The sequence below is a fragment of the Alicyclobacillus sp. SO9 genome (assembly GCF_016406125.1).
GTDB lineage: Bacteria > Bacillota > Bacilli > Alicyclobacillales > Alicyclobacillaceae > SO9.
The window spans coordinates 2,958,805-2,971,641 of record NZ_CP066339.1 but is presented as its reverse complement, the minus strand read 5'-3'; the positions used below and the strand labels follow the sequence as shown (position 1 = coordinate 2,971,641).

The 12,837-nt window shown below is 46.7% G+C and carries 12 protein-coding genes and 1 other annotated feature (1 of these 13 only partly in view); of the genes, 9 read left to right on the top strand and 3 right to left on the bottom strand.

Annotated elements, in window-relative coordinates; all coding sequences use genetic code 11:
• Nucleotides 1-70 precede the first annotated feature (70 nt).
• The 3 genes from GI364_RS13925 to GI364_RS13915 all read left to right on the top strand — a co-directional run bounded on the left by GI364_RS13925 (nucleotide 71) and on the right by GI364_RS13915 (nucleotide 2,386).
• The gene (locus GI364_RS13925; protein ID WP_198849875.1) at nucleotides 71-700 is read left to right on the top strand and encodes an LppP/LprE family lipoprotein; all 630 of its coding nucleotides are present in this window, start codon (nucleotides 71-73) and stop codon (nucleotides 698-700) included.
• 136 nt (nucleotides 701-836) lie between these two features.
• The gene (locus tag GI364_RS13920) at nucleotides 837-1,292 is read left to right on the top strand and encodes a DinB family protein (RefSeq protein ID WP_198849874.1); all 456 of its coding nucleotides are present in this window, start codon (nucleotides 837-839) and stop codon (nucleotides 1,290-1,292) included.
• A 116-nt stretch (nucleotides 1,293-1,408) separates the two neighbouring features.
• The gene (locus GI364_RS13915) at nucleotides 1,409-2,386 is read left to right on the top strand and encodes a quinone oxidoreductase family protein (RefSeq protein WP_198849873.1); all 978 of its coding nucleotides are present in this window, start codon (nucleotides 1,409-1,411) and stop codon (nucleotides 2,384-2,386) included.
• Nucleotides 2,387-2,397: 11 nt separating this feature from the next.
• On the opposite strand, the gene GI364_RS13910 is transcribed toward GI364_RS13915, so the two are convergent.
• The gene (locus GI364_RS13910) at nucleotides 2,398-3,084 is read right to left on the bottom strand and encodes a response regulator (RefSeq protein WP_198849872.1); all 687 of its coding nucleotides are present in this window, start codon (nucleotides 3,082-3,084) and stop codon (nucleotides 2,398-2,400) included.
• Between the two features lie 17 nt (nucleotides 3,085-3,101).
• Nucleotides 3,102-4,715: an ATP-binding protein gene (locus GI364_RS13905; protein WP_198849871.1), complete on the bottom strand. Its 1,614-nt coding sequence runs from the start codon at nucleotides 4,713-4,715 to the stop codon at nucleotides 3,102-3,104.
• A 272-nt stretch (nucleotides 4,716-4,987) separates the two neighbouring features.
• On the opposite strand from GI364_RS13905, the gene GI364_RS13900 reads away from it, so the two are divergent.
• From GI364_RS13900 to GI364_RS13875, 6 genes are all read left to right on the top strand, one after another.
• Entirely contained in the window at nucleotides 4,988-5,449 is a 462-nt protein-coding gene (locus GI364_RS13900) for a potassium channel family protein (protein WP_198849870.1), read from the top strand.
• Nucleotides 5,446-6,117 (top strand): potassium channel family protein, encoded by a 672-nt coding sequence (locus tag GI364_RS13895; protein ID WP_198849869.1) that lies wholly within the window; start codon nucleotides 5,446-5,448, stop codon nucleotides 6,115-6,117. Before GI364_RS13900 ends, GI364_RS13895 begins: the two co-directional genes overlap by 4 nt.
• Nucleotides 6,117-7,601 carry a TrkH family potassium uptake protein gene (locus GI364_RS13890; protein ID WP_233096171.1) on the top strand — a complete coding sequence of 495 codons (1,485 nt, stop codon included), beginning with the start codon at nucleotides 6,117-6,119 and terminating at the stop codon, nucleotides 7,599-7,601. The genes GI364_RS13895 and GI364_RS13890 overlap by 1 nt, the downstream gene beginning before the upstream one ends.
• A gap of 71 nt (nucleotides 7,602-7,672) precedes the next feature.
• A complete protein-coding gene (locus GI364_RS13885) occupies nucleotides 7,673-8,917 on the top strand; it encodes a cation:proton antiporter (protein ID WP_198849867.1) in 1,245 nt (414 codons plus the stop codon).
• A 296-nt stretch (nucleotides 8,918-9,213) separates the two neighbouring features.
• Entirely contained in the window at nucleotides 9,214-9,678 is a 465-nt protein-coding gene (locus GI364_RS13880) for a GNAT family N-acetyltransferase (RefSeq protein ID WP_198849866.1), read from the top strand.
• Between the two features lie 46 nt (nucleotides 9,679-9,724).
• Nucleotides 9,725-10,963, top strand: coding sequence for an aminopeptidase (locus GI364_RS13875; RefSeq protein ID WP_198849865.1), 1,239 nt, complete (start codon nucleotides 9,725-9,727; stop codon nucleotides 10,961-10,963).
• Between the two features lie 268 nt (nucleotides 10,964-11,231).
• On the opposite strand, the gene proS is transcribed toward GI364_RS13875, so the two are convergent.
• Complete coding sequence (gene proS / locus GI364_RS13870; RefSeq protein WP_198849864.1) at nucleotides 11,232-12,800, bottom strand: proline--tRNA ligase; 1,569 nt, start codon at nucleotides 12,798-12,800, stop codon at nucleotides 11,232-11,234.
• Nucleotides 12,801-12,836: 36 nt separating this feature from the next.
• Nucleotide 12,837: a binding site (T-box leader), on the bottom strand (it continues 219 nt past the right edge of the window).

The following is a 12,837-nucleotide window of genomic DNA, read 5'->3' as shown; positions in this document are numbered from 1 at the left end:
CATTTGATTTGTAACTCCAAATCGTGTTGTCTCGTCTGAATACTGTAAGCAAAGACGAGGGGGGCTTATCATGAACAGGCGGCTCACATTGCTCCCGCTCTCGGGACTGATGTTGTTGACTTTAGCGGGATGTACGACTAACTCCCATGGCACTGGTGCTAACGCTGCTGGGCACGCAATTTCAACAACAAATACGTCTGAGACGAATGTTGCATCCAGTGTCACGAATGTGACAAACAGTGCGGATTCTCGTAAGGGCACAGCACCAACAACTTCACAATCTAGATATAATGAGGAAATCGCTGTAGTTAAGAGTAAAGGGTATTCGGTGAACAAAGCTGCTCCAAATGCGAGTATTAGGACTACATCTGGTGGAACAGTGTCTGCGTGGCTCGGAGTGTCTGGAGCAGACGGATATAATCAGTTTGTTTTCTTCTTTCTCAATGGGAGGTATCTGGGAACCGATACTGCAAAACCGAGTGTAGAAATTACCAGTGTTTCGTCCGCAGGAAATGCCATTATTGTTACTTATCCCGTCTACAAGAAAAATGATGCGCTTGCTGACCCAACTGGCAAGCCTATAACAATTACATATACTTGGAATGGTTCAAAATTGGTTCCTAACAAACCTTATCCGAAGCAATTTCAGGGCGCAGACACCGCATTTCATCCCAGTATACGTAAGCCCGCTCTAGATTAAGAGAACGGACTTGACTTACAGTCTAATTGGATCCTTATTTTGTAAGATGACCCAACAGGTGAAGGGTGTGGGAACAAGATAGAACAGCAAAAGGTCCCTATTGTTATTGTAAATACCGAAATTGGAGGTTATCACTATGAGTAGTATATCCAGCACCGAGTTCTATCAGTATTATTCTGGGCTGACCCAGGGTTTATTAGAGCACCTTGTCGATGAGCAGTTACAGTATCGTCCATATGAGTCATTAAAGACCTTGGGTGAAGAACTTCGTCATATCGCCGATGCCCGTGAGATTTATCTGAGGGCAATGGTTGACGGGACTGGGCCTTCGTGGAAAGAAAAGCGGATGGACCCTGAGATGGCCGTGAGCGTGGAGAAACTGCGGGCTTTCTATGACGAACTTGACCGGCGTTTTAGAGATTTTTTTCATAGCGAGATTGAATGGAGTAAGGCGGTACCATGGAAGGGAATGGGGGAGAACTTGGATATTGAAGCCTGTTTAGACTTGTTGACGCACTTTGAATGTACCCACCAGGGCATTGTCAGTGTCTATCTGTCAGGACTTGGTATTAAGTATGATATCGCCGGCTGAACGCGCGGTGTCTGACGCCAAAATACGTGGTGGTTGCTGAAACGAATGGTGAACTGTACTGTCAGTTGTATGGTAATGTCAGACTATCATGACGGCGTATGGAAGGAGTATTTTACGTGAAAGCAGTGGTTGTAACCGCTTATGGGCCGCCTGATGTCATGCACTACATCACAGTAGATGCGCCAGTTTACGGGCCAAACCAAGTCTTAATTCGCACCTTTGCAACCAGCGTGAACTTTGCTGATATTAAGGCGCGCTATGGTAATAAAAATGGAAGTCATCCTCCTTTTATCCCAGGATTAGATGTTGCGGGAGTCATAGAAGCGGTTGGTGACGGCGTTCAAGACCTCAAAATTGGACAACGCGTTATCGCTTTTCCTTTGGATGGCTCCTATGCCGAATTTGTCGTTGCAAATGAGGCGCTCACATTTGTTGTTCCAGATGGTTTAGATATGACAGTTGCTGCTGCGTGTCCTATTGTATCCTTTACAGCTTATAAGTTGCTAGCAGATGTCGGAAGAGTCGTGCAAGGGGAATCCGTTCTAATTCATGCGGCGGCTGGTGGTGTGGGAACCACCGCATCCCAACTGGCCAAAATTCTGGGAGCCGGTCTTGTCATCGGTACGGTCGGTGACGAATCAAAGGTACAAACAGCCATGGATGCTGGGTGTGACCATGTAATTAGTTATAAGACAAGCGACTTTTCAAAGGAAGTGCTGAGTATTACAGGAGGAAAAGGGGCCGATGTTATCTTAGACTCAATTTCGGGAGTTGTCTCGGAAAAGAGTATGCAGTGCCTTGCCAAGTACGGGCGGTTAGTTCATTTTGGCAATTCAAGTGGTGACGTCGGATACTTTAAAACAATGGACCTACACTCTAGTTGCAGGTCGGTTTTAGGCTTTAGCCTAGGAACCACACGTAAGGAAAGACCCTATCTCCTTCATGATACCGCAAATCACGTTCTTCGGTATCTATCTGATGGTCAACTGGATATCAAAATTGGACAAAGATTCAAATTGGAAAATGCAGCGGAGGCACATAGAATGGTCGAGAGCAGGAAGAGTGTGGGGAAAGTAGTTTTGACGGCAGACTGACTGATGTAGAATCATGACGGAGCTACAAGCCGATAACCCACCCCTGGTTCCGTGATAATGAACTTCGGACGCGTTCTATCAATCTCGATTTTTTTCCGTAAGTGTCCTATGTATATTCTCAAGTAATGACCGGTCGTTTCGTAGCTGTGTTCTCCCCAAACTTGTTGCAGCAAGTGCCGATGAGTTACAACTCGTCCCGCATTTGTGACGAGTACCTTCAAAAGGTCGTATTCAATTGGCGTAAGGCGAATGGAGGTCCCGTCGCGTGTTACTGTTCTTGCAGCGAGATCGACAGTCAACGGACCTACTGTCACGATGGGGTTATCTGGCTGGTTTGCCATATGGCGCAGTGCGACACGGATTCTCGCCATGAATTCACCCATACCGAAGGGTTTGGTGATGTAATCGTCCGCTCCATGATCGAGCGCAAATACCTTTCCGGACTCGTCATCACGCACTGTCAGAACAAGAATGGGATTGGTATACCACTCGCGCAGTTGAGACAAAACCGTCGTACCATCCATATCGGGTAATCCAACATCAAGGATAATGAGGTCGGGGCGTACCATCGCTGACTGGAGAATACCGTCCTTACCGCTTACTGCTTCGCTGACAGAATAACCGTGTGCTTCTAGGGTCACGCGGAGAAACTTTCGAATTGAAGATTCGTCGTCAATGATTAAGAGCTTTGCTCCCATCCGGAGACCTCCTTGCTTTATAGGTTGATGTTGCTGGGCTGTTCCTCACAAACCCGCAACTCAATGGTTACGGCGAGGCCGCTTTCGACTCTGTTTCTTGCAAAAATCTTCCCTCCGTGTGCCTGAATGATACCTTTGCAAATGGCGAGGCCTAACCCGGTACCTGGAATACTGCGTTGGGTACTCGAACGATAAAACTTATCAAAGATCTTTTCTGCGTCGTCCGGCGAAATGCCGTCACCCCAATCCTGAACACTCAGCGATATCACTCCATGGTCTTCTTTGATCTCTATCTCAATGGGACTTCCTTCTGGGGAATACTTGTTGGCATTACTGAGCAAGTTGACGAGAACCTGCTCCAAAAGCAATTCGTCGACGGAGATAACTGGTAAGTCTTCAGGGATCTGCACGGTGACTTCTCTTGCATTCAATGCATCTTGCGTTTGTCTCAAGGCGACACCGACAATATCGGCAACATCGCACCATGACTTGTTGAGTTGCAGCATCCCGCTCTCGAGCCGTACCATTCCCAGGAGGTTTGTCACCAAACGATTCATTCGCATGGAACCTTCAAGAACGGTTCCAAGCAGTTCGTCTTGAGCTGTGGTGGATAGCACTGTTTTGTTCTCTATCAGCGAAGTTGCCGATCCAATAATTGTTGCAAGCGGTGTACGCAACTCGTGCGAAATAGAATCTAGCAAGACGGTACGTATGTGCTCGGATTCTGCTGTCAGATGCGCAATTTGAGCTTCTTCTTCAAAGCGTACACGAGCAATTGATACGGCGGCAAGCCCTGCCAATGCGTCGATAACGTGAGAGGTATTACTAATAGCACGTGTGGTTCCAGGATGCTTGTCTAAAAAGCACATCACCCCATGAACTTTGGTTTCTGTTTTTAGTGGTACGTAGACGATGGGTGCACTGCCGTCAGTATCCGTTCCACGCCCCGCCAGTTCACCGTGGTTGTACACCCATTGTACGATTCTGGGTGCCACTCTCTCGAACGTGTTGGCATCATGAAACCCATCTGAGGCACGTGCGTTGAGTTGACCTTTGGCGTTGGGAAGTAAAACCGTTGCGCAAAGTCCAAAGGTTCCAAACGCCTGTCGAACAATCGCTGCGAGTATGGAGTCTAGATTCCCAGAAGCGGCTACTTGTGTGCTCAGTAAAAAGAGAGCTGATGTAACGGCCGCTCGCTCTCTGGCCTCTCGAAAATCCTGACGTAACTGAGACGCCAGAGTTGCAGTGAATGTGGCAACTGCTAAATAGACTGCGAACGAAATCAAATACCGTGCGTCAGAAACGGTGTAAGTGTACAGAGGCGGTACAAAGAAGAAATCAAACGCCACTACCCCAATGCTTGCTGCATAAAATGAGGTCCAAAGGCCCCAACGAACAGCTGTGATAAGGACTGGCAAAAGATACAGCAGTGCGATGTTGACTAGTGTAAAGAAATGTCCAATTTCCGAAAGAATCATAGTTAACCCAAAAACGACAAGTGTCGTGATGACATAAGGCAAGAGTTTTGCTTTCTGCTTCTCGCTTCCATGGAACGTGTCTTCAGGGGTCGGAAAGGATATGAGATAGGATAGAATACGCCATTTCGGTCGCTGGAATGTTGTTGTTTTCATCACTTCTAACTCCGTTCTCTACACACAGATTATCCTCTATATACCTCTAATTCACATGCTTCGTGTATATTTTTACAGTTTTTTTACACTGCACGTCTATTTCTTTACAGCATTTTGACACAACAAGAGCTTACAATCATCCTGTGTTCCGCAAGAGTAAGCGGACATGGGGGACCTTAAAGAATATCAGGTTCCAGCCGCGTGGATAGCGATAAGTATTTATCAAGCGTACGGTTTCTACAATTGACTTTGAATCTCTTGAGGTGATATCTATGGGGAATGGACTGCGCAAACGCAGAGACAATCACGACGACTATATTATCATAGCGGGATGCAGTCGGGCCGGGGCCAAGATTGCATCGACCTTGTCATCACGCGGAAAAGATGTAGTTATCATTGACAAAAACAACTTGGGATTTCGGAAATTATCACGTGACTACGCCGGCTTTACGATAGAGGCGGATGCCACGGACGTTGATGTACTCAAAGGTGCCAACATTGGTAGAGCTGACGTGGTTTTCGCGGCGACGGAGAATGACAATGTCAATATTATGATTTCACAGATTGCCAGTCAGCTGTTCGGCGTTCCAAAAGTCATCACACGGCTGTTCAATAATGACAAAGAAGTGCTGTACAGAGACTATACAATACAAACAATTCATCCGACGAATTTGACTTTGCTTCGGTTTGAAAGCTTGCTTTCACAGGACGTTTTGGAGGTCACTGGGAAATGAAGATTATGATTGTTGGCGGTCGTAAAAAAGCGGACTTTCTTGCCTCTTCATTGTTGTCTAAAGGACATGCGGTGACAATCATTCAAGATGATGAAAGCTATGCCAAGGCTTTGGCAGAGAAGCATGACGAAGCGTTGGTGATCTGTGGAGATGGAAGTGAACCGGATGTACTTGAAGATGCCAACATTGAAGACACCCATCTTGTGATTTCCTTAACTCCTCAAGATGCTGACAATCTCGTTATTTGTCAGCTTGCAAAGAGAATTTACGGTGTCAGACGAGTATTTACAACAGTCAGTAACCCGAAAAATGTAGAGGTGTTTAGGCACCTTGGTATCAACTCGGTCATTAGTGCGACGCATATTGTGTCCGATATGATTGAGCAAATGGCGTCAGTGGAGGAAATTGAAAACCTCATTTCCTTTGAACACGGAACAGTCGTTGCAATGGAGGTCCGCCTTAACAAAGATTCTCCGGTCTGCAACACAACCGTGGCTGAAATTGACATCCCAGAACAAAGCCTTATTGGTTGCATCATTCGAGGTGTGCAAAGCATCATTCCTAGAGGGAACACGGAGTTGCGTTCCGGGGACAAATTAATCATTCTGTCTCCGCTAAGACTACAAGAAAAAGTAATTCAGAGAGTTGTTGGGAGACGCAGCAGTTGATGATGGTCAACCGTAATGTCATTGACGGGTACAAAACGGTATGGGGATACATTGGTGTGTTAACCATGATAACTGGCGTCATATTGCTAACGCCTTTGCTGGTTCTCGTCTTCTATCCTTCGGAAACGCGATATGCTGCCGATTTCCTCATTCCAGCGTTTACTGCGCTTTTAGTTGGAGGTTTATTAAGCCTCTTGATTCGTGGCCGACGCGACGTGAAATTATCGCTGCGCCAAGATACGATTGTTATTGTTCTTGCCTGGATGGTTGCGGCTTTTTTTTCGGGGTTACCGTTCCTGTTATCAGGGCAGTTAAATTTCACCCAAGCTATGTTTGAAGCGGTGAGCGGTTGGACCACAACGGGATTGTCTGTGGTTAATGTCACGGTTACTCCTAAAATTTTTTTGATGCATCGCAGTATCATGCAGTTTTTTGGCGGGATAGGTATTGTCCTGGTTATGGTATCAGCTCTATCAAGCACCTATGGTATGCAGTTATACAGTGCAGAAGGACATTCTGACAAGTTGTTGCCGAATCTGGCCAAGTCCGCGCGCATCGTCATCTCTATCTACTCTGGATATATTGTTGCAGGAAGCATTCTATACGTAGTTTTTGGAATGTCCTGGTTTGATGCAATTAACCACTCCATTGCGGCGCTTTCGACAGGAGGATTTTCGACAAGAGCAGACAGTATAGGGGCGTATAAAAGCACCCCAATAGACATTGTAACCATTGTTTTAATGCTGCTTGGTACCACCAATTTTGCAGCTCACCTCCTCTTAATCAGAGGCAAATTCAAGGCGTTTTTTCGGATTGGAGAAATTCGATTTATGTTTCTGGTGCTGGCGATTGCTACTCCGGTCTTAGCCTTTTTCTCCCTGGCCAAAGTCTATCGAAGCATTCCTCAAGCACTGCAGGCAGCGGGTTTTAACGCTGTGTCGGCTCTCAGTACAACCGGCTTTTCAACGGTGAGCTATAATAATTGGGGTCCGTTGGCAATTTTAATCATGGTAGTTCTCATGCTAATTGGCGGAGGTATTGGATCGACTGCAGGAGCCATCAAGCTTTATCGAGTACACGTGTTGTTCAAAGCACTGATTTGGAATATTAAGAAGAATTTCTTACCTGAAAACACGGTGAATGAGACGTACGTATGTCGCCCTGAAGGGAAAGTGTACATCGATGCAAAGCGAATTTCTGAAGTATCCATGTATGCGTTCATATATCTGGTTCTTTTCTTTATCGGGACAGCCGTGATGACTGCGTACGGTTATTCTCTGGAGGATTCACTGTTTGAGTTTGCTTCCACTATAGGGACTGTGGGATTATCCATTGGAGTGACATCTCCTCACTCACCTGCTGTTGTACTGTGGACTCAAATTGCAGGTATGCTTTTCGGCCGCCTGGAGATTTATGTGATTTTTGTGGCGGTTATCAAAGCTTCAAAAGACCTCAGAGCATCTGTAAAAAGCAAGGTCAAATAGATTGCTAAAGAAAAAGTAAACCGGCCGTTAGTCATGAGTACTTATTCCTAGGCTTCGAAGAGGCGATTGGCTTGTTACATTTAAATTCATGGGAAAGTTCCATACAGGTGTTGATTATCATTCTTGTCGGAGGACTGTCTGTGGCCAAGCTAACGGAGCGTCCCCGTATACCTGATGTTGCAGCATTCCTGCTGTTTGGTATCCTCATTGGTCCAGCGATTTTAAATTGGGTCAGCGAACCCAATCAAGCTCAATTGAATCAATGGATTTTGAACGTTGGAGCCCTGTTGATCTTATTTGATGGAGGACGCGGTGTCCAGTTTTCGGTACTGAAAAAGGTCTGGATTAGTATTCTCATGTTAGTTACTGCGGGCGTTTTGCTAACGGCGCTCGTGGTGGGGATAGCAGCTCATTATCTGTTGGCTATGCCGTGGACTTGGGCGATTTTATTGGGGTCTATCCTTGCATCTACCGATCCCGCCACACTGATTCCTGTCTTCAAACGTGTATCCCTTATTCCTAAACTTCAGCAAACTGTGGAAGCTGAGTCTGCCTTTAATGATGCCACAGGCTCAGTATTAGTGTTCACGATAATTTCTTTGATTGTTTCGCACAAGCAATTCTCCTTAGCTCCTCCGATACTCTCCTTTCTTCATTCTTCAATTGTGGGGATGGCGACAGGCGCATTTTTTGGACTCGTCTGTTTGTGGCTGGTTTCCCGCCGCGGCTGGGGAATTTTTCACGAATATGGTTCTATTGTCATGCTGGCAACTGCATTGTCTTCCTTTGAAGTTGCCACGCTTCTTCACTCGAGCGGGTTCATGGCTGCGTTTGCCGCCGGAATGATGACTGGAAATGGAGAAAGCTTTAGGCTGAGCATGGCACAACACACTCGGGACAATGTCGATCACTTTGGAAACGGGATCACTCTGATTATGCGCATGTTAATTTTTGTCTTATTAGGTACACAGGTAGACTTTAAGCTCATCTACGAGCACTTGTGGATGGGGTTGGTTGTTGTTGCCATCTTCATGGTCATTGCAAGACCGTTAACTGTCTTAAGTTCAGTCCTGATAGACCGGCGGGCGAAATGGAACCGCAGACAAGTGACTTTTATGTGTTGGGTAAGAGAAACTGGAGTCATCCCAGCCGCTTTATCCGGAATGATTGTCGCTGAAAAAGTTCCTGGTGCGCCGCTGATTAGTTCCATTACTTTCATGGCTATCCTTTTGACGATTTTGGTACAAGCAAGTACGACTGGATGGGTCGCAACGCGATTGCGTGTACTACAAGCATTTGAAATGGAAGAAATCTGAGCAACTCCAACCAGAGAACTTGTATAAGTATAGATACGTGATGCGTATGTACCCTTCGGGACTGTGTGGGGGTTAGTGCAGAAGCCAGCAACTGCGTGAGTTGGGATGCTGGTCGGGGATGAGGCACAGTTCAGTCGTTCGAATGGTCGAGCAAAGAAACAGGGAGCCAGCACAGCTGGCTCCCTGTTTGTGGTTGTCAAAAGGCGTAGTATAAGCTTGTAAGAAATATGAAATTAAGCCTCACTTATACAAGGAGTGCTATACTAAATATTACGACAAGGAATAGGGGGATTGCTATGGTCAAGTTAGAATCAATGGGACATGAACGGTATGAATCGTGGCTTAAAGCTAGCGTTAAGCATTATGCTGAAGAAAAGGTCCAAGCCGGTAACGTATCGGCTGAGGAAGCGATGCAGGTTGCAGAGCGAGAGTTTGAGCAGATAATGCCTGAGGGATTAGCCACCTTGGACACCTATCTCTTTAACGTCAAAGATGAAGACTGTGACCAAGTGGTGGGATCCTTATGGCTAAAGGTACGTGATGAAGGGAAAGAAATGTTTATTTACGGTCTTGAAATAAACGAGGACGCAAGAGGCAAAGGCTATGGAAAACAAACGATGCAATCTCTCGAAGCCTTTGTAAAGCAGATGGGTATCCCCAAAATATCGCTCCATGTATTTGGCTATAACGAGGTTGCAATCAAGTTGTACAGGTCTTCGGGATACGTTGCTACCAACATTCTCATGTCCAAAGTGCTTTAAAACAGAGTGACGCTGAGTGCTTTAGCGCGAAGGGGGAGTTGTACAAATGGGTAGTGCTGATAGTGCATTACTGAATAAATTGGAATCGTATGCAGATGTCGCGGTCAAAGTCGGAGTGAATTTGCAGGCTGGTCAGAATTTGTACATAGAAGCGGATGTGGAAGCCGCAGATTTCGTTCGAATTGTTGCGAAGAAAGCGTATGAGGCAGGGGCTCACAACGTCCACTTCCGTTACAGCGATGGAGAACTAAGACGCATGCGTCTCATGCACAGTGATGAAGCAGCATTAGTTGAAGTCGGAAAATGGAATGTGGAATGGTATCAATCTATTCTGGACGAAGATGCGGCGAGACTGGCTATCTTTACGGTGAATCCTAGTCTGTTACAAAATGTCCATCCGGAGAGGATTGCAATAAACTCTAGAGCAACGGCAGAAGCATTGAGTTTCTTCAACGCCAGAATTGGGGATATAACTTGGTCTGGGATGGGGTTTCCTACGGAGACCTGGGCCTCACTTTTGTTTCCAGAACTACCTGAGACCGAGCGATTGAATCGGCTTTGGCATCTCGTCCTTAAGATAACGCGTGCTGACCAACCCGATGCCGTAGCCGCGTGGAAGGCACACGTCGAGGATCTGACATTTCGAGCGGACTATCTGAATCAGAAAAACTACCGAAAGCTTCATTACCGAAGCACAGGCACAAACCTAACGATTGAGTTGCACAAAAAGCACCGTTGGATTTCTGCCGGAGGCAAGAATTCACGCGGGGTACCGATAGTTCCGAACATCCCTACTGAGGAGGTATTTACGGCTCCGCTCCAGACAGGTGTGAATGGTGTCGTAAGGAGTACGAAACCGCTAAACTACAATGGAGCGACTGTTGATAATTTCTCTCTTACATTCGAAAGTGGACGTATCGTCGACTTTGAAGCAGAGAAAGGATACGAAGTATTGAAGTCAATCATAGGAATGGATGAGGGCTCCCACTTCCTCGGTGAAGTGGCACTGGTGCCTCACGACTCGCCAGTTTCACAGAGCAACATGGTATTTTTACACACGTTGTACGATGAAAATGCATCGTGCCATCTCGCCATTGGACGTGCTTATCCGATGTGTGTCGAGGGCGGTACGCAAATGAGCGCAGACCAGTTAGCTGAACACGGATGTAACTACAGTCTTGCGCACGTGGATTTCATGATTGGCTCAGACGAGTTGGATATAGATGGCATTACTGCAGACGGAGTTATCGAGCCGCTCTTCCGAAATGGAAAATGGGCATTTTAGCTACGAAATTTCGCGCCACTTCCGCAGCGATTGACGGAAGTTGCGCGAAACCGTTGTTTGGTCAAATGAATTCACCTTTCACCTTTCCAAACCAGAAAACGAAGTACAAAGCGAAGCAAACGGTATAGGCTAGCAAGCAACCACATGGAGGATTTCCCTAACCATTCGAAAATACTTTCTATTACCGCTCCGAAGACAAACTCTAAAAGCCAGTCATGATGGATGTCGACCCGACTGTACAGGACCTCAATTGGCTCAGCTTAAATCATCAATGGCGGTCAGACAAGGCTGTCGATAAGGTTTGTTGTAAGTTTTGAATAGGAACGACCGTTACATGTCCCGTCTTTCGGTCTTTTAGTTCTATACCGCCGCGTTTCAAGGATGTGGTGCTGACGGTTAGGCGGTAGGGGAGACCTACGAGATCGGCATCTGCGAACTTCACACCTGGGGTTTCGTGTCTGTCGTCGTACAGGACTTGATTGGTCCCAAGCTCATTGTAAATTTGCTCGGCCGTCCTCATGACCTCTTCATCCTGTCCGATGCGGACTAAATGGTATGTGAACGGAGCAATGGATTTTGGGAACACAATTCCGTCCTCATCGTGGTTGTCTTCGACAATGCAGGCAAGCATTCTTGTGATGCCAATTCCATAGGAAGCCATGGTGAGTGGACTGACCGAACCGTCCTTTTGTGTGAAAGTCGCTCCCATAGGAGATGAGTAGCGCGTTCCTAGTTTAAAAATGTTCCCAACTTCGATGCTTCTGACGGTGCTTAGGGATTCTCCGCAATGCAGGCATGGGTCGCCCTCCTCGACTGTAATAATGTCTGCAAATTGGTAGACTCCAGTTTGGCTCATCGAGTGCGAGGAGAAGGAGTCATCAAGTATCACAGTAAGTTCGGTATGCCGGATTTTTTCTCCGTCCAACCAACCGCTAGAGGATAGTCCAAGTTGCTCCAATTCATGTACGTCTAACTCCTGAATTTCTCTTTCGCCTAGTGTATGCGCGAGTTTCACAGCGCTGATTTGGGAGGATTCAGGTGCACCTGCAACGATACGACGTCCGTCAGAACCCTTGTAAAGTGTCCAAGAGGCCATCTCTTTAGAGCCAAGACTCGGTTTTTTTGAGACCGCTACTTCGTTATTGGCCGCGTAGCCGCAACCGCGGCAAGTAACAAGTGTGTCCTCACCTCCGTCAGATAGGACCATGAATTCATGAGACGCACCTCCGCCCATCATCCCGGTGTCTGCCTCGACGCGAAGAACAGAAACCCCGCATCGGGCGTAAAATGCTTCATAAGCTTCTATCATCTTGTCATAGAACACATCCAAACTCTTTGTGTCTGCATGAAAGCTGTATGCATCTTTCATCAGGAATTCACGAAGCCGTACAAGTCCCCCTCGAGGGCGCGCTTCATCTCGAAACTTTGTTTGAATTTGATACAGGATAAGGGGTAACTGCCGGTAAGAGCTTACAAAGTGACGGACAAGGTCTGTAACAGCCTCTTCATGTGTCATTGCTAGTACCATCTTGTGCTCATTGCGGTCTGTCCATCGTACCAAGGACGAATCGATGTCTTCATAACGACCGCTTTGCTTCCATAAGGACGCTGGTTGCGTGACTGGAAGCAGAACTTCTTCTCCTCCTACTTTTGACATCTCCTCCCTGGCGATTTGTGATATGTTGGAAATGGTTCTCCAGGCCAATGGGGTTAGGCTGTAAATTCCCGCCGCAATTTGCCGAACAAAGCCCGCTCTGATTAGTAGTTGATGGCTCTTCAATTCAGCATCACTTGGCACCTGACGCTCCGTTTTGAACAGTGAATGTGACAGTCGCATCTTCATCACCTCGTGATAATAAAATAACCCCCGTCCG

Excerpts from the sequence above, each read along its gene's own strand:
- GI364_RS13925 (WP_198849875.1), top strand. The coding sequence starts at position 71 with ATGAACAGGCGGCTCACATTGCTCCCGCTCTCGGGACTGATGTTGTTG.
- GI364_RS13920 (WP_198849874.1), top strand. The coding sequence starts at position 837 with ATGAGTAGTATATCCAGCACCGAGTTCTATCAGTATTATTCTGGGCTG.
- GI364_RS13910 (WP_198849872.1), bottom strand. The coding sequence starts at position 3,084 with ATGGGAGCAAAGCTCTTAATCATTGACGACGAATCTTCAATTCGAAAG.
- GI364_RS13905 (WP_198849871.1), bottom strand. The coding sequence starts at position 4,715 with ATGAAAACAACAACATTCCAGCGACCGAAATGGCGTATTCTATCCTAT.
- GI364_RS13900 (WP_198849870.1), top strand. The coding sequence starts at position 4,988 with ATGGGGAATGGACTGCGCAAACGCAGAGACAATCACGACGACTATATT.
- GI364_RS13895 (WP_198849869.1), top strand. The coding sequence starts at position 5,446 with ATGAAGATTATGATTGTTGGCGGTCGTAAAAAAGCGGACTTTCTTGCC.
- GI364_RS13890 (WP_233096171.1), top strand. The coding sequence starts at position 6,117 with ATGATGGTCAACCGTAATGTCATTGACGGGTACAAAACGGTATGGGGA.
- GI364_RS13880 (WP_198849866.1), top strand. The coding sequence starts at position 9,214 with ATGGTCAAGTTAGAATCAATGGGACATGAACGGTATGAATCGTGGCTT.
- GI364_RS13875 (WP_198849865.1), top strand. The coding sequence starts at position 9,725 with ATGGGTAGTGCTGATAGTGCATTACTGAATAAATTGGAATCGTATGCA.
- proS (WP_198849864.1), bottom strand. The coding sequence starts at position 12,800 with ATGCGACTGTCACATTCACTGTTCAAAACGGAGCGTCAGGTGCCAAGT.